The sequence below is a fragment of the Mycobacterium kyogaense genome (assembly GCF_003254575.1).
Taxonomy (GTDB): Bacteria; Actinomycetota; Actinomycetes; order Mycobacteriales; family Mycobacteriaceae; genus Mycobacterium; species Mycobacterium kyogaense.
The window spans coordinates 1-18,055 of the sequence record NZ_QJUA01000031.1; the positions used below are offsets into that span (position 1 = coordinate 1).

The 18,055-nt window shown below is 69.6% G+C and carries 18 protein-coding genes; 14 read left to right on the forward strand and 4 right to left on the reverse strand.

All coding sequences use genetic code 11. The annotated features are described in order from the left end of the window. The 6 genes from DMB80_RS19465 to DMB80_RS19490 all read left to right on the forward strand — a co-directional run. A partial coding sequence (locus DMB80_RS19465) for a DUF7847 domain-containing protein (protein WP_111511412.1) occupies positions 1-1,184 on the forward strand: 1,184 nt, incomplete at its 5' end. A gap of 1 nt (position 1,185) precedes the next feature. Then, positions 1,186-1,836: a DUF4129 domain-containing protein gene (locus DMB80_RS19470; RefSeq protein ID WP_111511361.1), complete on the forward strand. Its 651-nt coding sequence runs from the start codon at positions 1,186-1,188 to the stop codon at positions 1,834-1,836. Then, complete coding sequence (locus tag DMB80_RS19475) at positions 1,833-2,972, forward strand: DUF4350 domain-containing protein (RefSeq protein ID WP_111511362.1); 1,140 nt, start codon at positions 1,833-1,835, stop codon at positions 2,970-2,972. Before DMB80_RS19470 ends, DMB80_RS19475 begins: the two co-directional genes overlap by 4 nt. A 50-nt stretch (positions 2,973-3,022) precedes the next feature. Next, positions 3,023-3,946 carry an AAA family ATPase gene (locus DMB80_RS19480; protein WP_162938624.1) on the forward strand — a complete coding sequence of 308 codons (924 nt, stop codon included), beginning with the start codon at positions 3,023-3,025 and terminating at the stop codon, positions 3,944-3,946. Next, entirely contained in the window at positions 3,943-5,265 is a 1,323-nt protein-coding gene (locus DMB80_RS19485; RefSeq protein ID WP_111511364.1) for a DUF58 domain-containing protein, read from the forward strand. The genes DMB80_RS19480 and DMB80_RS19485 overlap by 4 nt, the downstream gene beginning before the upstream one ends. A 168-nt stretch (positions 5,266-5,433) precedes the next feature. Next, complete coding sequence (locus tag DMB80_RS19490; protein WP_111511365.1) at positions 5,434-6,342, forward strand: hypothetical protein; 909 nt, start codon at positions 5,434-5,436, stop codon at positions 6,340-6,342. A gap of 45 nt (positions 6,343-6,387) precedes the next feature. Here DMB80_RS19490 and DMB80_RS19495 read toward each other — a convergent pair whose 3' ends face one another. Next, a complete protein-coding gene (locus DMB80_RS19495; RefSeq protein WP_111511366.1) occupies positions 6,388-7,380 on the reverse strand; it encodes a stage II sporulation protein M in 993 nt (330 codons plus the stop codon). 26 nt (positions 7,381-7,406) lie between these two features. Here DMB80_RS19495 and DMB80_RS19500 point away from each other — a divergent pair, with 26 nt between their 5' ends. After that, positions 7,407-8,177: an RDD family protein gene (locus DMB80_RS19500; RefSeq protein WP_111511367.1), complete on the forward strand. Its 771-nt coding sequence runs from the start codon at positions 7,407-7,409 to the stop codon at positions 8,175-8,177. Here the strand turns inward: DMB80_RS19500 and DMB80_RS19505 are convergent. Further along, positions 8,171-8,638, reverse strand: coding sequence for an anthrone oxygenase family protein (locus DMB80_RS19505; RefSeq protein ID WP_240431280.1), 468 nt, complete (start codon positions 8,636-8,638; stop codon positions 8,171-8,173). The two genes, DMB80_RS19500 and DMB80_RS19505, sit on opposite strands and share 7 nt — an antisense overlap. 80 nt (positions 8,639-8,718) lie before the next feature. On the opposite strand from DMB80_RS19505, the gene DMB80_RS19510 reads away from it, so the two are divergent. Further along, positions 8,719-9,639 (forward strand): AraC family transcriptional regulator, encoded by a 921-nt coding sequence (locus DMB80_RS19510; protein WP_111511368.1) that lies wholly within the window; start codon positions 8,719-8,721, stop codon positions 9,637-9,639. Here DMB80_RS19510 and DMB80_RS19515 read toward each other — a convergent pair. After that, a complete protein-coding gene (locus tag DMB80_RS19515; RefSeq protein ID WP_111511369.1) occupies positions 9,632-10,966 on the reverse strand; it encodes a carotenoid oxygenase family protein in 1,335 nt (444 codons plus the stop codon). The genes DMB80_RS19510 and DMB80_RS19515 overlap by 8 nt on opposite strands. Positions 10,967-11,081: 115 nt before the next feature. Here DMB80_RS19515 and DMB80_RS19520 point away from each other — a divergent pair, with 115 nt between their 5' ends. The 5 genes from DMB80_RS19520 to DMB80_RS19540 all read left to right on the forward strand — a co-directional run bounded on the left by DMB80_RS19520 (position 11,082) and on the right by DMB80_RS19540 (position 16,062). Further along, complete coding sequence (locus DMB80_RS19520) at positions 11,082-11,786, forward strand: PadR family transcriptional regulator (RefSeq protein ID WP_111511370.1); 705 nt, start codon at positions 11,082-11,084, stop codon at positions 11,784-11,786. 73 nt (positions 11,787-11,859) lie between these two features. Beyond that, positions 11,860-12,732, forward strand: coding sequence for an oxidoreductase (locus DMB80_RS19525; protein WP_111511371.1), 873 nt, complete (start codon positions 11,860-11,862; stop codon positions 12,730-12,732). Between the two features lie 54 nt (positions 12,733-12,786). Continuing rightward, a complete protein-coding gene (locus DMB80_RS19530; protein WP_111511372.1) occupies positions 12,787-14,409 on the forward strand; it encodes a peptide chain release factor 3 in 1,623 nt (540 codons plus the stop codon). Between the two features lie 103 nt (positions 14,410-14,512). Continuing rightward, on the forward strand, positions 14,513-15,082 hold the full coding sequence (locus DMB80_RS19535) for a hypothetical protein (RefSeq protein WP_111511373.1): 570 nt from the start codon (positions 14,513-14,515) through the stop codon (positions 15,080-15,082). Continuing rightward, positions 15,079-16,062 (forward strand): NAD(P)H-quinone oxidoreductase, encoded by a 984-nt coding sequence (locus DMB80_RS19540; protein ID WP_240431281.1) that lies wholly within the window; start codon positions 15,079-15,081, stop codon positions 16,060-16,062. Before DMB80_RS19535 ends, DMB80_RS19540 begins: the two co-directional genes overlap by 4 nt. 11 nt (positions 16,063-16,073) lie before the next feature. On the opposite strand, the gene glpK is transcribed toward DMB80_RS19540, so the two are convergent. Continuing rightward, on the reverse strand, positions 16,074-17,591 hold the full coding sequence (gene glpK, locus DMB80_RS19545; protein WP_111511374.1) for a glycerol kinase GlpK: 1,518 nt from the start codon (positions 17,589-17,591) through the stop codon (positions 16,074-16,076). Positions 17,592-17,723: 132 nt separating this feature from the next. Between glpK and DMB80_RS19550 the strand changes: the two genes are divergently transcribed. Continuing rightward, the gene (locus DMB80_RS19550; RefSeq protein ID WP_240431282.1) at positions 17,724-18,047 is read left to right on the forward strand and encodes a hypothetical protein; all 324 of its coding nucleotides are present in this window, start codon (positions 17,724-17,726) and stop codon (positions 18,045-18,047) included. The last annotated feature ends 8 nt before the right edge of the window (positions 18,048-18,055 follow it).

The window sequence follows — 18,055 nt, forward strand, 5'->3', positions numbered from 1 at the left end:
CCCCTGGCCCTCCCGCCGGCTACGGGCCACCGCCCGGTTACGGACCACCTCCCGGCTACGGGCCGCCGCCCGGTTACGGACCGCCGCCCGGCTACGGGCCACCGCCCGGTTACGGACCGCCACCGGGTTACGGGCCTCCGCCCGGCTGGTTTCCGCCGCCGGGCTTCGGGCCGGCACCGGGTTGGGGCCCTCCCCCGGTTCTGCGCCCCGGCATCGTGCCACTGCGGCCGCTGACCCTGTCGGACATGTTCAACGGCGCGTTCGCCTACATGCGGGCCAATCCGAAGGCCACGCTGGGCCTGACCGCGATCGTCGTGGTCGCCGCGCAGGTGTTGGCGCTCATCCTGTCGCTGTGGCCCCTGGCCTTGAGCGGTGACGTCGAGCAGGCGATCGACAGTGCCGCGACCGGCGCGACCATGTTCGAGACGGGCGCGGGCATCGCGTCGATGCTGTCGAGCCTCACCGCGGGCCTGGCCACCGCGCTGTCGACGATCCTGTTGAGCGGCCTGCTGACCGTGGTCATCGGGCGCGCGATCTTCGGTTCCGGCATCACGATCGGCGAGGCGTGGCAGCGGTTGAAGCCGCGCCTGTGGGCGCTGCTCGGATTCACCGTGCTCGAGGCGGTCGGCGCGCTCGTGCTGATCGGCATCGGGGTGGCTGTCGTCGCCGCGGTCGGGGTCTTCATCAACCGGTGGGCGGCCGTGGCGGTCGCCATCCCGCTCGGCGTGGGGGCTCTGGCGGTTCTGGTCTACGTCGGGACCATGCTCGCGTTCACCCCCGCCGCGATCGTGTTGGAGCGCCTCGACATCGTCTCGGCGGTACGCCGCTCGTTCGCGCTGATCCGGGGCGACTTCTGGCGGGTCCTGGGCATCCGCCTGCTCGCGATGCTGGTCGCCCAGCTGGTCGCCGGGGCCGTCGCGATCCCGTTCAGTTTCGGCGGCCAGGTGCTGCTGACCACCGGGGGCAGCGTGTCCGCTGCCATGGTCGCGCTGGTCATCATCGCGGTCGGGGGTGCGATCGGCCAGATCATCACAGGTCCGTTCAGCGCAGGAATCGTGGTGCTGCAGTACACCGACCGACGGATCCGCTCCGAGGCGTTCGACCTCGTGCTGCAGACCGGCGCGGTGCAGACGCCGACGGCAGCGCACTCCACCGACGATCTGTGGCTGACCGGCCGGCGGTGACGTGGCACCGATCGACATCGACCGGGACGCAGCCCGGGACGCGGCGCAGAACGAACTGTCCAAGGCGATCTATCCACGGCCGTCGCTGACCGATCAGCTCCTCGAATGGCTCGATCGCCTGCTGTACCGCATCACCTCCGAGGCAGCATCGCTACCGGGCGGCTGGGTGACCGTGACGGTCCTTGTGCTGTTGGCCGTCATCGCCGTCCTGGTGGTCATCCGCATCGCGCGACGAGCCATGCGCAGCAGCAGATCTGCCGACGACGAGTTGTTCGCCGGTCACGTGCTCACCGCGGCGCAACACCGAGCCACCGCGCAACGTCATGCCGCGCAGGCCGAATGGACCCCCGCAATCCAGCACCGGCTGCGCGCGGTGGCCCGCCAACTCGAGGAAGACGGGGTCCTCAGCGCGGCCGCGGGTCGCACGGCGACCGAACTGGCCCTGGACGCGGGCCGCGCGCTGCCTGACCTGGCATCCGAATTCGTTTCTGCCGCAGGGGTCTTCAACGACGTCAGCTACGGCGAGGTACCCGGCACCGAAGACCGGTATCGGACGGTGGCGGCTCTCGACGACGCGCTGGGCCGGCGGCCGTCGACGGGTGCGGCGTCGCAGGCATCGTCGGCGCAGCCACCCTGGGCTCCGGTGCGATGACGACCGCGATCGGTCCGACGCTCGGGCAGCGATGGAAGACCTGGCGGTGGGTCCTGCTCGCGGTGGCCGCCGTCGTCGCGGTCGCGACGCTGAGCACCTGGCTCACCGCGCCGCGCCCCGGCGGCCCACTGGAGGCCGCGTCGACGTCTCCCGACGGCGCCCGCGCACTGGTCACCCTGTTGCGCGACAACGGAATCGACGTCGTCGTCGCCGAATCCCTGGCCGATGTCGAGCGCGCCGCCCGTCCGGACACGCTGCTGGTGGCCGGGCAGACGTTCTGGCTCTACGACGACGATCAGCTGCGCCGCCTGGCGGCTCTGCCCGGGGATCGGCTTCTCCTCGCACCGATCGGCAAGACGCGCGAGGCGCTGGCACCGGCGGTGCGCAGCGGCGACGCCACCGAATTCGGCGGCCTGGCACCGGACTGCGATCTGCGAGAAGCGCAGCGCGCGGGGCCGGTGCAGTTCGGCGCGGCAGACACGTTCACCGCGGCGGGCTCCACGGCCGTGACCCGCTGCTACGGCGGGGTGCTGGCCCGGTACGACGACGACGGCCGGACGGTCACCGTGATGGGCGATTCCAGCTTCCTGACCAACGGCGGTCTGCTCGAGGAGGGCAACGCCGCGCTGGCGATGAACCTGGCCGGCACGCGCACCACCGTGATCTGGTACGCACCTCAGCACGGAGAGGGCGCCGGGTCGGCGGGCGACGCCGACATCATGGACCTGATCCCCGACCAGGTCACCTGGATGGTGCTCCAGCTCGTGGTGGCCGTCGCACTGCTCGCGCTGTGGCGGAGCCGCCGGGTGGGGCCACTGGTCGCCGAACCGCTGCCGGTGGTGGTGCGCGCCTCGGAGACCGTGGAGGGCCGCGGCCGGTTGTACCGGTCACGGCGGGCACGCGATCGCGCCGCCGACGCGCTGCGCGCCGCGGCCCGGCAACGGCTGCTGCCGCGGCTGGGCCTGCGACCCGACGCGGTCGCAGGGGCCGTCGTCGCCGCCGCGGCGCAGCGCAGCGGGCAGGACCCCCAGTGGGTCGCCCATATCCTGTACGGGCGGCCGCCGGAGAGCGACCCCGAGCTGGTGGCCCTGGCCGGCGCACTCGACGACATCGAAAGGCAGGTCGCGCAGTCGTGACACAGCCCAGCACAGCAGACCATTCCGAGCAGGGGGCCCGCACCGCGCTGATGGCTCTGCGCGCCGAGATCGGCAAGGTCGTGGTCGGTCAGGATGCGGTGGTGAGCGGCCTGGTCGTCGCGCTGCTGTGCCGCGGCCACGTCCTGCTCGAAGGTGTTCCCGGCGTCGCGAAGACGCTGCTGGTGCGCACGCTGGCGGCGGCGTTGCAGCTGGAGTTCAAGCGGGTGCAGTTCACCCCGGACCTGATGCCCGGTGACGTCACGGGTTCGCTGGTCTACGACGCCCGCACCGCGGAGTTCACCTTCCGCGCCGGGCCGGTGTTCACCAATCTGCTTCTGGCCGACGAGATCAACCGCACGCCGCCCAAGACGCAGGCCGCCCTGCTGGAGGCGATGGAGGAGCGCCAGGTCAGCGTCGACGGCGATCCGCGGGCGCTGCCCGACCCGTTCATCGTGGCCGCCACGCAGAACCCGATCGAGTACGAGGGCACGTACCAACTGCCCGAGGCCCAGCTGGATCGGTTCCTGCTCAAGCTCGACATCCCGCTGCCCCCGCGCGATCAGGAGATCGCGATCCTCGACCGGCATGCGCGCGGGTTCGACCCGCGGGATCTGTCCGCCGTGCGGCCCGTCGCGGGACCGGCGGAGTTGGCCGCCGGCCGCGAGGCGGTGCGGCGGGTGCTGGTCGCCGACGAGGTGCTCGGCTACATCGTCGACATCGTCGGCGCCACAAGGCATTCCCCGTCACTCAAGCTGGGGGTGTCGCCGCGTGGCGCGACGGCACTCATGGCCACGGCACGGTCCTGGGCGTGGCTCTCGGGGCGCAACTACGTCACCCCCGACGACGTGAAGGCGATGGCCCGGCCGACGCTGCGGCATCGGGTGGCGCTGCGTCCGGAAGCCGAGCTGGAAGGCGCGAGCGCCGACGGCGTGCTCGACGGCATCCTCTCTGCCGTGCCGGTGCCCCGCTGGTGATCCTGACCGGGCTCACGGGGCTGATCGCCGCGGCGTGCGCCGTGCCGGTCGGGTTGTCGCCCTATCCGGCAACCACTTTCGCTGTCCTGCTGGCACTGCTCGCTCTCGCCGTGCTCGTCGACATCGCGCTGGCAGGTAGTCCGCGCTCACTGGAGTTCTCCCGCAGCGGCACGCGATCGGCCCGGTTGGGGCAGCCGGTCGAGACCAGTCTGCGCATCGTCAATCGCGGGCGCTCGCGCTTCCGCGGCGTGGTGCGGGACGCGTGGGCGCCCAGCGCGGCCGCGACACCGCGCACCCATCCTGTCGATCTCGCTGCCGGACAACAGCACTCGGTGACCACACAGCTGAACCCCGTGCGGCGCGGCGACCAGGTGGCCGGGCCGGTGACCGCCCGGTCGCTGGGTCCGCTGGGGCTGGCGGGCCGGCAGAGTTCGCACCGGGTGGAGGGCGGGGTCCGCATCCTGCCACCGTTCCTGTCGCGCAAGCACCTGCCGTCACGGCTTGCCAGACTTCGCGAACTCGACGGTGCGACACCGGCGATGATCCGCGGCCAGGGCAGTGAATTCGACTCGCTGCGCGAATACGTGGTCGGTGACGACATCCGCTCCATCGACTGGCGGGCCACCGCCCGGCGCGCCGATGTGGTGGTGCGGACGTGGCGGCCGGAGCGGGACCGTCGGGTGGTGATCGTGTTGGACACCGGGCGGACGTCGGCGGGCCGCATCGGTGTCGATCCCGCGGCGGCAGAGCCGGTGGGCTGGCCGCGGCTGGACTGGTCGATGGATGCGGCGCTGCTGCTGGCGGCGCTGGCGGCGCGGGCCGGCGATCACGTCGACTTCCTCGCCCACGATCGGGTGACCCGGGCCGGTGTGTTCAACGCGTCGCGCAACGATCTACTGGCCCAGCTGGTCGAGGCGATGGCGCCGCTGGAGCCTGCGCTGGTGGAGTCCGACGCGCGCGCGATGGTGGCGGCGGTGCTGCGGCGGGTGCGGCGCCGAGCGCTCGTGGTGCTGCTGACAGACCTGAACGCCACCGCGATCGACGAGGGACTCATGGGTGTGCTCGGGCAGTTGACGGCCAAGCATCAGGTGCTGCTGGCCGCGGTGTCCGATCCGCGGGTCGACGCGCTCGCGGCGGGCCGGGCCGATGCGGTCGAGGTGTATGACGCCGCGGCGGCCGAGCGGGCCCGGGGCGATCGGCGGGACGTGGCATCGCGGCTGCGGGGCCGCGGCGTAGATGTCGTCGACGCCCCGCCGGAGGAGCTGGCGCCGGCCCTGGCCGATCACTACCTGGCGCTGAAAGCCACCGGCCGCCTGTAGGGGGTCACCTTTCTCCCGCGAACAGACACAAACTCGACCTATTTCACGGCGTGTCCGCTCGAGTTCACGTCTGCTCGCGCAACAGAAATCATCCCCAGAGCCGCATTCATCCCCAGTTACATCAATTGATGCGGCTCACCCCCGCCCAGCCAGGCCCACGATGGCGCCATGCAGCCCGCGCTCGACGACCTGTTCACCCGTCACGGAGAATTCATCGACACCGCAACACTTCTCACCGTCATCACCCGCGGCCGACTCGACCACCTCACCAAGTGCGGTGAACTGGTCCGCGTTCGGCATGGCATGTACAGCAGAGCTATCCCTGACCGAGCGGGCCGACTCGCGGCGCTGGACCGCCACTTGGGTCAGCCAGCCGTCGCGTGCCTCGGGACCGCGGCCGCGCTCTACGGCTTCGACACCGAGGGCACCACGACGCTGCACGTTCTCGATCCCGGGATCCGGCTGCGGCCGACCCGAGGCCTGATGGTGCATCAGCGGCTGGGCGCCCCGCTCAAGCGTGTCGAAGGACGGCTCGCGACCGCTCCGGCGTGGACCGCGGTCGAGACCGCTCGCATGCTGCCGCGGCCCCGCGCACTGGCCACGCTCGATGCGGCCCTGCACTCGGGATGGTGCACGCTCGCCGCCATCGAGCAAGCGATCGCCGAGCAGAAGGGCCGCCGCGGCATCGTCGCGGTCCGCGCGCTGTCACCCGTTGCCGACGGCCGTGCCGAGTCACCGATGGAGAGCGAGGCCCGGCTGGTGATGATCGACGGCGGTCTCCCCCGGCCGGAGCTGCAGTACGAGGTCGAGGGCTGGCGTGTCGATTTCGCCTGGCCTGACGCGGGAGTGGTCGCGGAGTACGAGAGCGTGGAGTGGCACGCCGGACGGCTCGAGATGCTTCGCGATCGGGCGCGCTTCGCCGCGATTCAACAGCTCGGCTGGACCGTCATTCCGATCGTGGCCGCCGACGTGCGCATGTATCCCGAGAGGCTCGTCGAGCGGATCGCCACCCATCTGGACCGCCGTACCCCCGCGTGGGTCCCCCACGAAGCGGCGAGCAGTCGCAAACTCGCGTGAAACACGCCCAAAAAGCTCGAGTTCGCGTCTGTTCGCCGGAAAAACTCAGCCCGTCGGCACGTAGTCGGGGGCGTCGTCGATGTCCCCGGTCTCGCCGCGGCGCACCGCTCGCCGGCCGAAATACACCACGTAGCCGATGAAGCAGGCTTCCGCGGCCACACCGATCGCGATCCGCACGAACGTGGGCAGCGGCGACGGCGTGACGAAAGCCTCGATCAGCCCCGCGACCGCCAGCACCGCGACCAGCCCCAGAGCCACCGAGATCATCGCCCGGCCCTGCTCGGCGAGCACCTGCGCGCGCGGCCGATCCCCCGGCGACACCACCGACCAGCCGAGCCGCATGCCCGCCGCCGCGGCGAGGAACACCGCCGTCAACTCGATGAGGCCGTGCGGTGTGATCAGCCCGAGGAACACGTCGCCGCGGCCCGCACTGAACATCACGCCCGCGAGGACCCCGAAGTTCAGCGCGTTCTGGAACAGGATGTACGGGATCGGGATTCCGAGCAGGATCGCGGCCACCACGCACTGCGCGGCGATCCACGCGTTGTTCGTCCACACGCTGAACGCGAACGACGCGGCGGGATGCTCGCTGTAGTAGTCGGCGAACTCCGAGTTGACCAGCTGCTGGATCTCGCTCGGTGTGCCGATGGTCGCCTGCACCTCGGGTGTGCCGGCGACCCACACCGCCAACGCCACCGACACGACGAAGAAGGCGGCCGCGGTGCCCGCCCACCACCGCCAGGAGCGGTATGCGACGACGGGGAACGACACCGTCCAGAACCGCACGAACTCCCGCCACAACGGGGCGTGCGCGGACGTGACGACGGAGCGTGCCCGCGCCACCAGGCTGGAGAGCTTTCCGATGAGCACCGCGTCCGCCGACGACGACCGCGCCATCGACAGGTGCGTCGACACCCGCTGGTAGAGGTCCACCAGTTCGTCGGCTTCGGCGCCGGTGAGCCGCCGGCGCCGTTTCACCAGATGGTCGAGACGGTCCCAGGCCGGCCGGTGCGCCAGCACGAACGCGTCGACATCCACGCGGTCGACTTTAGTAGCGTGGCGTCATGGTCAGTCCGCAGCAACCGGTGGTGACCGGTGACGCGGTCGTTCTCGACATCCAGATCGCCCAGTTGCCGGTCCGCGTCGTGGCGACGGTGATCGACGTCGTCGTCATCCTGATCGTCTACGTGCTGGGCGTGGTGCTGTGGGCGCTGACGCTCTCGCAGTGGGATTCGGCACTCTCCGATGCGGTGCTGATCGTGTTCATCGTGCTGGGCCTGGTCGGCTATCCGTTGGCGTTCGAGACAGCCACCCGGGGCCGGTCGCTGGGCAAGATGGCGATGGGGCTGCGCGTGGTCTCCGACGACGGCAGCCCAGAACGGTTCCGCCAGGCCCTCTTTCGTGCGCTGGCCGGCTATCTGGAGATCTGGCTGCTGATGGGTGGCCCGGCCGTGATCTGCAGTCTGGTGTCCCCGCAGGGCAAACGGATCGGCGACATCTTCGCGGGCACGGTCGTGATCACCGAACGGGGCCCGCGGATGGCGCCGCCGCCGATGATGCCGCCGCAGCTCGCCCCGTGGGCCTCGACTCTCGAACTGTCGGCGCTGCGGCCCGAAAGTGCCGAAATGGCGCGGCAATTCCTGAGCCGGGCGCATCAGCTCGACCCGCGGGTGCGTGACGAGATGGCCGGCCGCATCACCGGGGAGGTGGTCGCGCAGATCTCCCCGCCGCCCCCGCCGGGCACCCCGGCCGGCCAGGTGCTCGCCGCGGTCCTCGCCGAGCGGCACCGCCGGGCACTGGCGCGGCTGCAGCCACCGGCCCCGAATCCCTACTGACGCACCACGCCGATCATCGTCAGCAGCGCGGCGACCAGGCTTGTGACCGTACGCACGTGGTTCCACGAGGTCCACTTCGCCAGGTAGGCCTGCCACACGTCAGGTGTGGCGGCGGCTGCGTCGAGCCCGTCATTCAGAGGCACGTTCGCCGCCACCGTGACCACCGCCCCGGCCACGCCGAGTACGGCACCGGCGATCAACCATCCTCGGCCCGGAGGCGACGCCACCGCCGCCATCACCCCCATCGCCATGGCCAGCAGCGCGGCGCCGAAGTACGCGAGCAGGAACGTCGCGCTGGTCTGCGCCGCGGCGTTGATCCCCCGCATCGCCGCGATGGCGTCCTGCGGGCCGGCGCGGTCCAGGCCGGCCATCACGAACGTCGAGAACACGAACATCATGCCGCCCGCCGCGGCGCTGGCCAGCGCGGAAGCGGACGACACGACGGTCAGGGTGCTGGTCATCAGCACAGTCCACACGTCTCATCGAAGACGATCCATAGTTGAAAGACCCACACACATCATCGAGCGTCTACGCTGCGGGCATGGATGCTCTCGCCGGATTGCTGGACGGCATCCGCGCCCGGGGTGCCTTCGTCCTGCGGATGCGGCTGGACCCGCCGTGGTCGATGCGGGTGTGCGACGAGGCGCCGCTGACCGTCATCTGTCAGACGCACGGCCGCGCGGTCATCGTTCCCGCCGACGGGCGACCGGTCGAGCTGACGGCGGGCCAGCTGGCGCTGACGCGCGGCACCGAGCCCTACGTGTTCGCCGACGATGCCGGCACCCGACCGATGATCGTCATCCATCCCGGTCAGCGCTGCACGACGGTGTCGGGGGACGACCTGCGTTTCGAGATGTCCTTGGGGGTGCGCACCTGGGGCAACAGCAGCTCCGGCGCATGCCGGTCGGTGATCGCCGCCTACGAGGGGCACAGCATCGTGGGTGCCCGCCTCCTCGACGCGCTGCCTCCGGTGGCCGTGATGCCGGCCGACCCGGCGCTGGTCACGTTGCTGTCGGACGAGGCCGGCCGTGAGGGCCCGGGACAGGAGACGTACCTGGACCGGCTGCTGGATCTGCTGCTGATCAGCGCGGTCCGCGCGTGGTTCGATCACGATGAGGCGGCCCCGACCTGGTGGCGGGCCGAGCACGACGCGCTGATCGGCCCTGCCCTGAAGTTGATCTACCGCAATCCTTCTCATCCGTGGACGGTGCAGCGACTGGCGGCTGCGGTCGGATGCTCCCGGGCGGCATTCGCCCGCCGCTTCACCGATCTGGTCGGCGAGCCGCCGATCGCCTTTCTGACGGGATGGCGGCTCGCACTGGCAGCTGATCTGCTCCACTCGGGCGCCACGGTCGCCGCAGTGGCTCACCAGGTGGGCTACGGCAGCCCGTTCGCGCTCAGCACCGCGTTCAAGCGGGTGCACGGTGTGAGCCCGCAGCAGCATCGCAGGGAAGCTAGCTGACTCGGTCGGCGATCCAGTTGCCGTGGAATCCGTACGGAACACGTTGCGGGAGAGTGATTCTGGCGACAGGCGGGCCGGTGAAGTCAGCGGCGTCGATGATCACGAGATCGCTGCCGTCACGCGCGGCGTCGTAGACGTAGGCCAGATACCAGCCGCTGCTCTCGTCTGCTGGGCCGTCGGCGGGTACGAACACGGCCTCTCCCGGCCCTCCCGGGGAGGCCTCGGTGCCGAAGCGGTGCTCCTGGGTGGCGCCGGAGACGAGGTCGTGACGGACCAGGCCGGCGCCGGCGACGGACACCGAATAGCGCGCCGGAAGGGTTACCAACCGGTCGTCGATCCGCGGGAACTCCACCGCCCGGTCGTCGAGCTGCGCTTCGGTGACGGTGCCGCGGTGCAGGTCGATCGTCCACGTCCACATGACAGCCTTGGGTCCGAAATCGCTGCTCTCTCGCCATAATTCGGGGTAACGCACCGCCTGCAGGACCAATCCTTCGTCGGTGTCGTGGGCGTTGACGACGTGGAACACATAGCAGGGGTCGATGTCGAACCAGCGCACCTCACCGAACGGATCCGCGCGACGCAGCACGCCCAGCCGCGCTCCGTAGTCGTCCTCCCAGCGGAACGGCATGGTGCCGCGCATCGCGGCCTCGAGGTTGAACACCACCGGAAGATCCATGAAGACAACATGATCGGCGGTCAACGCGAAGTCGTGCATCATCGTCATCGCGGGTACGTCGACGGGTCGGTTGATCACCAGGTCACCGGAGGCGTCCGCGCGGTGGTAGGTCACGCTGGGGCCGAGCAGGTTTCCGTAGCCGAAGAAGTGCAGCTCGCCCGTCGTCGGGCAGATCTTGGGGTGCGCGGTCATCGCGTCGACGAGCTTGCCGCCGAAGTCGTAGGCGCCGATGGTGTCTAGATCGTTGCTGATCTCGTACGGCAGCGAGGATTCCACGAGCGCCAGGGTCTTGCCGGCGTGGTTGACGATGTGGGTGTTGGCGACGCTGGAGCGCAGGTTGCGCGTGCCGTCGGGGTTGTAGACACCGAAAGGTTCGTCGAAGCTGTCGGTGCGCACCCAGCGGTTGCGGTACCACGCCGCCCGGCCGCCTTCGATGCGCACGCCGTGCACCATGCCGTCCCCGGTGAACCAGTGTCCGCCGTCGGCGCGGGGGTTGGGTCCGTTGCGCAGGTACCAGCCCGACAGGTCGGCGGGGATCGCACCCTCGACGGGCAGGTCGAAGGCAGTGAGCTCGTCGGGCACGGGCGCGTAGTTGCCGGTGCGGAACGTGTCGACGGGGGCCACCTCGCCATCGATGTCGGTGTCGGTCATCACCCCAGCCTGACACCTCAGGCGAAAATTGGACGTTGCATCTCGATAGTTCCCGATATATCGTCAATGCATCGGAGCGCAGACCGGCGCTCCCCATGACGTAAGGACACACCACATGAACACCCCATTCACCCCTCCAGAGCGCGGCTTCGGTTTCGGGTTCGGCCCGCAAGACCGGCGCGCCCTGCATGAACACCGCAGGCAGGCTCGTCGCGAATTCCGGGATCACGTGCGGGAACACCGCGGGCAGGCCGGTTTCGGCCCCTTCGCACCGGGTGGACCCGGCGGCCCCGGGTTCGGACCCGGCTTCGGATTCGGACCCGGCCCCGGCCCCTTCGGATTCGGTGCGGGCGGACGCGGCGGCGGTCGGCGCGGCGGCGGTCGCGGCCGGCGCGGCGATGTGCGCGCAGCCATCCTCGCGCTGCTCGCAGAGCGGCCGATGCACGGCTACGAGATGATCCAGGAGATCGACGCACGCAGCCAGCAGCTGTGGAAGCCGAGCCCCGGTTCGGTGTACCCCACCCTGCAGTTGCTCGTCGACGAAGGCCTGCTGGTGGCGACCGAAAGCGAAGGCAGCAAGAAGCTTTTCGAGCTGACCGACGAGGGTCGCGCCGCTGCGGAGAAGATCGAGACCCCGCCGTGGGACGAGATCACCTCGGGCGCCGATCCGACGGCGATGGGCCTGCGCACCGCCGTCGGCCAGCTGATGGGAGCGGTCGCGCAGTCTGCGCACGCCGCCACCAGTGAGCAGCAGCAGCGCATCGTCGAGATCGTCAACACCGCGCGACGGGAGATCTATCAGATCCTCAGCGAGGACTGACCACACCGACACCGGCGCGGTTTCTTTTCCAAACAGGGGAAGAAACCGCGCCGGTTCTGCGTCACTAGAGACCATGCAGACGTTCAACCTCGGGAACCACGTCGTCGGCCGCGTCGGATTCGGCGCCATGCAGCTGCCCGGTCCGGGTGTGATGGGTCCGCCCCGCGACCACGACCAGGCCATCGCCGTTCTGAAAAGGGCACTCGAGCTGGGCATCAACCACATCGACACCGCCCAGTTCTACGGACCGAACGTCGCCAACGAGCTGATCCGCGAGGCCCTGCACCCCTATCCCGAGAACCTGGCTCTGGTCAGCAAGGTCGGCGCCCGCCGCGACGAGGCAGGCAACTGGAATCCCGCCCAGCAGCCCGACGAGCTGCGCGCCGACATCGAACAGAACCTCGAGACGCTCGGCGCCGACCGCATCGCCGCGGTCAACCTGCGCATCCACGCGGGTGATCCCAACAGCGTCGGGCCCGTCGACGCCGACCTGTTCCCCCGCCAGCTCGACGCGATGATCGCCGCCCGCGACGAGGGGCTGATCGAGGGCATCGGGTTGAGCAGCGCGTCTGAAGATCACCTGCGCATCGCGTTGGACAAGACCGAGATCGTCACGGTGCAGAACGCCTACAACCTGGTCGACCGCAGGTCGCAGTCGGTGCTGGAACTGTGCGCCGAGCACGGCATCTCCTTCGTGCCGTTCTTTCCGCTGGGTTCGGCGTTCACGGCCGACAACCCGGTCCTGGGTCATCCCGCGGTGCGGGCCGAGGCGGAGAAGCTGGGCCGCACGCCGGCGCAGATCGCGCTGGCGTGGACGTTGAGCGTGGCGCCCAACGTGCTGCTGATCCCCGGCACGTCATCGGTGGCGCACCTGGAGGAGAACACGGCCGTCGCCGACATCGAGCTCGACGACGAGACCAAGCAGGCACTCGACGCTGCCGCCTAGCCTCGACCAGCGATTCTTCGTTTCGCCGCCGGCGGCAATACCATCGAGGTCATCATGACGACTTCCACCGCCGGGTCTCGGCCCGACCAGTTGTCGGCCGAAGCGCAGCGCCGACGGACCTTCGCCGTCATCAGTCACCCCGACGCCGGCAAGTCCACGCTGACGGAGGCTCTGGTGCTGCACGCCAAAGCCATCACCGAGGCCGGCGCCATCCACGGCAAGGCCGGCCGCCGCTCCACCGTGTCGGACTGGATGGAGATGGAGAAGGCGCGCGGCATCTCGATCACGTCGACGGCGCTGCAGTTCCCGTACGTCACCAAGACCGGCTCGACCTGTGTGATCAACCTCCTCGACACCCCGGGCCACGCCGATTTCTCCGAGGACACCTACCGCGTGCTGACCGCCGTCGATTCGGCGGTCATGCTCATCGACGCGGCCAAGGGCCTGGAACCGCAGACGCTGAAGCTGTTCCAGGTGTGCCGCCACCGCCGCATCCCGATCATCACGGTGATCAACAAGTGGGACCGCCCCGGCCGGTATGCGCTCGAGCTGATCGACGAGATCCAGACACGCATCGGGCTCAAGCCGACCCCACTGACGTGGCCGGTCGGCATCGCCGGCGATTTCAAGGGCGTGCTGGATCGCCGCACCGGAAACTACATCCGGTTCACCCGCACCGCCGGCGGCGCCACCGCGGCGCCCGAGGAACACATCGATCCGGAGAAGGCCCACGACGCCGCGGGCGTGGACTGGGACACCGCGGTCGAGGAGTCGGAGCTGCTCAGCGCCGACGACGCGGATTTCGATCCCGAAACGTTCCGGAACTGCACGTCGAGCCCGGTGCTGTTCACCTCGGCGGCCCTCAACTTCGGGGTGAACCAGCTGCTCGACGTGCTCGCCGAGCTCGCCCCGCCGCCGTCGGGGGCGCTCGACGCCGAGGGCCACCGGCGCGAGGCGACGGCACCGTTCAGCGCATTCGTCTTCAAGGTGCAGGCCGGTATGGATTCGGCGCACCGGGACCGAATTGCCTATGCGCGTGTGTGTTCGGGCACCTTCGAGCGCGGTGACGTGCTGACCCATGCGGCGACGGGCAAGCCGTTCGTCACCAAGTACGCGCAGACGGTGTTCGGTCAGCAGCGTTCCACGTTGGACACCGCGTGGCCCGGCGATGTCATCGGTTTGGCGAACGCACAGGCGCTGCGCCCCGGGGACACGCTGTATTCCGAAGTACCCGTGGTGTATCCGCCTATTCCCAGCTTCTCCCCCGAGTACTTCGCGGTCGCCCGCGGCAAGGACCCGAGTAAGCACAAGCAGTTCCGCAAGGGCATCGAGCAGCTGGACCAGGAGGGTGTGGTGCAGGTGCTGCGCTCCGATCGGCGCGGTGAGCAGGCGCCGGTACTCGCCGCGGTCGGCCCGATGCAGTTCGAGGTGGCCAGCCATCGGATGGCCAGCGAGTTCGGCGCCGCGATCACCTTGGAATCGTTGCCCTACACCGTCGCTCGGATCTGCGATGCCGACGGCGCGGAGGTGCTGCAGCGGCTGGCCTCGGTCGAGGTGCTGACCCGCAGCGACGGCGTGCTGCTGGCGGTGTTCTCCACCAAGTGGCGGCTGGAGAACGTGGCGCGGGAGAACCCCGACGTCACGTTGCGCTCGCTGGTCGCCGCCGGCGACAACTAGCGCATGGGGGCCAGCACTACCTGAGGACTGCGGGTAGCGGCGTGGTGTGTGACCACCATTGCGCGGGAGCATCGTCTCATCACACGAACTGAGGAGACGAGCGATGAAGACTGATGTCCGGCAGGATCTGGTGCTGTCCCACGCCGAATTGACCGCACAGGTGGATGCGGATTTCGACCACGTGAACATCGCCGAATGGCTGCAGACCCTGCCCACGCACGAGTATCAGCGTTGCGCGCCGGGAGACCACAAAGCCGCGGGCTATACCGTCGATGACGACGGCACCCCCATGTCGATCAACGTCGAGATGATCGGCAGCGGCCTCGTGGTCCAGCAGTACCGATTCGCCGTCGCTGAGCCGCATTACTGCAAGATGGTGTCGCTGTCCGATGTGCTGACCCCACTGGGGTGGACCACCACCCAGGTCATCTGGGAGCTGCGGATGGAACGGCTCGACGAGAACCACTGCCGGTACACCAACACCGTGACGTCTCACCCCACCGAGCACTTCCTCGCGTTCATCGCCGAGCACGGGCAGACCTTCGAGGAGGCGGCGAAGGCGCGCCAGGAGGCGTCGGGCCGCCACTGCGCGGTGGAGACGCCGCTGTACGCGGAAAGCATTGCGCGAAGGGCTGCCTCGCGCTCCGGTTCGACGGTCACGGCAGCATCGTGACGTCGGCGATCGTCTTCGACGCGCCCGGCGGGCCCGACGTCCTGCAGTGGCGCCCCATCGATGTGCCGGCCCCCGGCGCTCGTGAGGTGGTGATCGCCGTTGCCGCGGCCGGTGTCAACAACGCCGACCTCCTCCAGCGCAGGGGCCGTTATCCGTTGCCGCCCGGCGCTTCCCACGTCCTCGGGCTCGAGTGCGCGGGCACCGTCATCGCCGTCGGAGCCGATGTCGGCGAGTGGTCGGTCGGCGATCAGGTGTGTGCGTTGCTTGATGGCGGCGGATACGCCGAGCAGGTAGTGGTCGCCGCAGATCAGCTGCTCCCGATCCCGGCGGGTCTGTCCCTGGTCGAAGCGGCCGCTGTCCCCGAGGTCGCGTGCACCGTCTACTCGAATCTGGCCATGGTCGCCGGGCTTGGTGCGGGCGACGCAGTGCTCGTCCACGGCGCCGGCGGAGGCATCGGGACGTTCGCGGTGCAGTGGGCCCGCGCCATCGGCGCCTACGTCATCACCACGGCCGGCAGCGATGAAAAGGTCAGCCACGGAAAGGCTCTCGGCGCGCAGACGGCGATCAATTATCGCACCGAGGACTTCGTGGCGGCCACCCTCGAAGCGACGGACGGCCGCGGTGTCGACGCCGTGTTGGACGTCGTCGGGGCTGATTATCTGGACCGCAACATCACGTGCCTCGCTCCCGACGGCCACCTCGTGGTGATCGGCGGAGCGATGGGGCCGGCGCCGCTCGACCTGGGTGCGCTGATGGTGCGGCGCGCCAGCGTCACCGCGACCATGCTGCGCGGCCGGCCCGCGGAGCAGAAGGCGGCGATCGTCGCCGGTGTGCGCCGAGACGTGTGGCCGCTGTTCGAGGCCGGCGCCATCCGCGTCGTGGTCGACACCGAGGTGCCGCTGCGCGACGCAGCGCGTGGTCACGAGCTGTTGGAGTCCGGCCGCGCCGTCGGGAAGGTGGTGTTGACCAACAACGACTGATCAGATGCGGCCTAGTCCACGTCGACCCAGTCCAGCGTGCGCGACACCGCCTTCTGCCATCCCGCGTATCCCTCGGCGCGCTGGTCGTCGGACCAGTCCGGCGACCAGCGCTTGTCCTCTTGCCAATTCGCGCGCAGATCGTCGGCGCCCTCCCAGAACCCGACGCCGAGGCCCGCGGCATAGGCCGCGCCCAGCGCCGTGGTCTCGGCGACCACGGGCTTCACCACGTCGACGCCGAGCACATCGGCCTGGATCTGCATGCACAGGTCGTTGGCGGTGATGCCGCCGTCGACCTTGAGCACCTCGAGGTGCACACCGGAGTCGGCCTCCATCGCGTCGACGACGTCGCGGCTCTGGTAGCAGATCGCCTCGAGCGTCGCGCGGGCCACGTGCGCATTGGTGTTGTAGCGGGAGAGCCCGACGATCGCGCCGCGCGCATCCGAACGCCAGTACGGCGCAAAGAGACCCGAGAACGCGGGGACGAAGTAGACGCCACCGTTGTCCTCGACCTGGCGGGCCAGCGACTCGCTCTGCGACGCTCCGCTGATGATGCCGAGTTGGTCGCGCAGCCACTGCACCGCCGAGCCGGTCACCGCGATCGAACCCTCCAGCGCGTACACGGGTTTCGAGTCACCGAACTGGTAGCACACGGTGGTCAACAGTCCGTTGTCGGAGCGGACGATCTTCTCCCCGGTGTTGAGGAGCAGGAAATTGCCTGTGCCATAGGTGTTCTTGGCTTCGCCTTCGGCGAGGCAGACCTGTCCGACCATCGCCGCCTGCTGGTCGCCGAGGATTCCGGTGATCGGGATCTCGCCGTCGGCGGGGCCGGTGTCCAGGGTGGTGCCGAACGGTTCGGTCACCGACGACGGCCGGATCTCGGGCAGCATCTGACGCGGGATGCCGAAGAACGAGAGCAGCTCGTCGTCCCAGTCGAGCGTCTCGAGATTCATCAGCATCGTGCGGCTGGCGTTGGTGACGTCGGTGACGTGCACTCCGCCGCGGTGCCCTCCGGTCAAATTCCACAGCACCCATGTGTCGGTGGTGCCGAAGATGGCGTCACCCTTCTCGGCGTCGTCGCGCACCCCGTCGACGTTGTCGAGGATCCACTGCACCTTGCCGCCGGCGAAATAGGTGGCCGGCGGCAGGCCAGCCTTGCGGCGAATGATGTCGCCGCGCTCGTCGCGGTCCAGTGCCGAGGCGATGCGGTCGGTGCGGGTGTCCTGCCACACGATCGCGTTGTGGTACGGGCGTCCCGTTTTGCGGTTCCACACCAGCGACGTCTCGCGCTGGTTGGTGATGCCGAGGGCGGCGAGGTCGCCGGCGGCCAGGTTCGTCTTGTTCAGCGCCGTCGCCAGCACCGAACCGGTGCGCTCCCAGATCTCCACGGGGTTGTGCTCGACCCAGCCGGCGCGGGGCAGGATCTGCTCGTGTTCGAGTTGATGACGGCCCACCTCGGCGCCGTCGTGGTCGAAGATCATGCACCGGGTGCTGGTGGTGCCCTGGTCGATTGCTGCGACGAAGTCGGCCATCCGTCCATGATGAACTACCGGGACGGGCCGATCGGCCGAACACCTCGCCGGGTCGCGCTAGAGTTCGCGAAGGCGCGACGAAAGGTGCCGATCATCAACACTCGACCCCGCCACCACAGGCTCGCCGGTCTCATGGCCGCCGCAGCGGCCGCGTCACTCCTGTTCAGCGGGCCCGCCCTCGCCCAGCCGGCGCCCCCACCCGTCGACCCACGGAGCGGTTGCGAGAACCCCGAATTCGGCGGCGTCTTCGTCCCCGTGACCGCGACACACGCCGAATGCCAGTACATCGTCGCGGGCAGTTTCTACTACGACGGGTACGACGACGGCGTCTACACCGGCACGCTCGTGTACCGCGACGGGGCGAAGGTGCCCACCGAGCGGCCGCAGATCCCCGAATTGTTCACCATGCCCGGCGGCGGTCTCCCGCCTGTCGTGCCGTTCCAGGTGGGGCCCTGACCACCGCG

What these genes read in the sequence shown, in the direction of transcription:
- DMB80_RS19475 (WP_111511362.1), top strand. Translation starts at nt 1,833, where the DNA reads ATGACGACCGCGATCGGTCCGACGCTCGGGCAGCGATGGAAGACCTGG.
- DMB80_RS19480 (WP_162938624.1), top strand. Translation starts at nt 3,023, where the DNA reads ATGGCTCTGCGCGCCGAGATCGGCAAGGTCGTGGTCGGTCAGGATGCG.
- DMB80_RS19490 (WP_111511365.1), top strand. Translation starts at nt 5,434, where the DNA reads ATGCAGCCCGCGCTCGACGACCTGTTCACCCGTCACGGAGAATTCATC.
- DMB80_RS19500 (WP_111511367.1), top strand. Translation starts at nt 7,407, where the DNA reads ATGGTCAGTCCGCAGCAACCGGTGGTGACCGGTGACGCGGTCGTTCTC.
- DMB80_RS19505 (WP_240431280.1), bottom strand. Translation starts at nt 8,638, where the DNA reads ATGACCAGCACCCTGACCGTCGTGTCGTCCGCTTCCGCGCTGGCCAGC.
- DMB80_RS19510 (WP_111511368.1), top strand. Translation starts at nt 8,719, where the DNA reads ATGGATGCTCTCGCCGGATTGCTGGACGGCATCCGCGCCCGGGGTGCC.
- DMB80_RS19515 (WP_111511369.1), bottom strand. Translation starts at nt 10,966, where the DNA reads ATGACCGACACCGACATCGATGGCGAGGTGGCCCCCGTCGACACGTTC.
- DMB80_RS19520 (WP_111511370.1), top strand. Translation starts at nt 11,082, where the DNA reads ATGAACACCCCATTCACCCCTCCAGAGCGCGGCTTCGGTTTCGGGTTC.
- DMB80_RS19525 (WP_111511371.1), top strand. Translation starts at nt 11,860, where the DNA reads ATGCAGACGTTCAACCTCGGGAACCACGTCGTCGGCCGCGTCGGATTC.
- DMB80_RS19530 (WP_111511372.1), top strand. Translation starts at nt 12,787, where the DNA reads ATGACGACTTCCACCGCCGGGTCTCGGCCCGACCAGTTGTCGGCCGAA.
- DMB80_RS19535 (WP_111511373.1), top strand. Translation starts at nt 14,513, where the DNA reads ATGAAGACTGATGTCCGGCAGGATCTGGTGCTGTCCCACGCCGAATTG.
- glpK (WP_111511374.1), bottom strand. Translation starts at nt 17,591, where the DNA reads ATGGCCGACTTCGTCGCAGCAATCGACCAGGGCACCACCAGCACCCGG.
- DMB80_RS19550 (WP_240431282.1), top strand. Translation starts at nt 17,724, where the DNA reads ATGGCCGCCGCAGCGGCCGCGTCACTCCTGTTCAGCGGGCCCGCCCTC.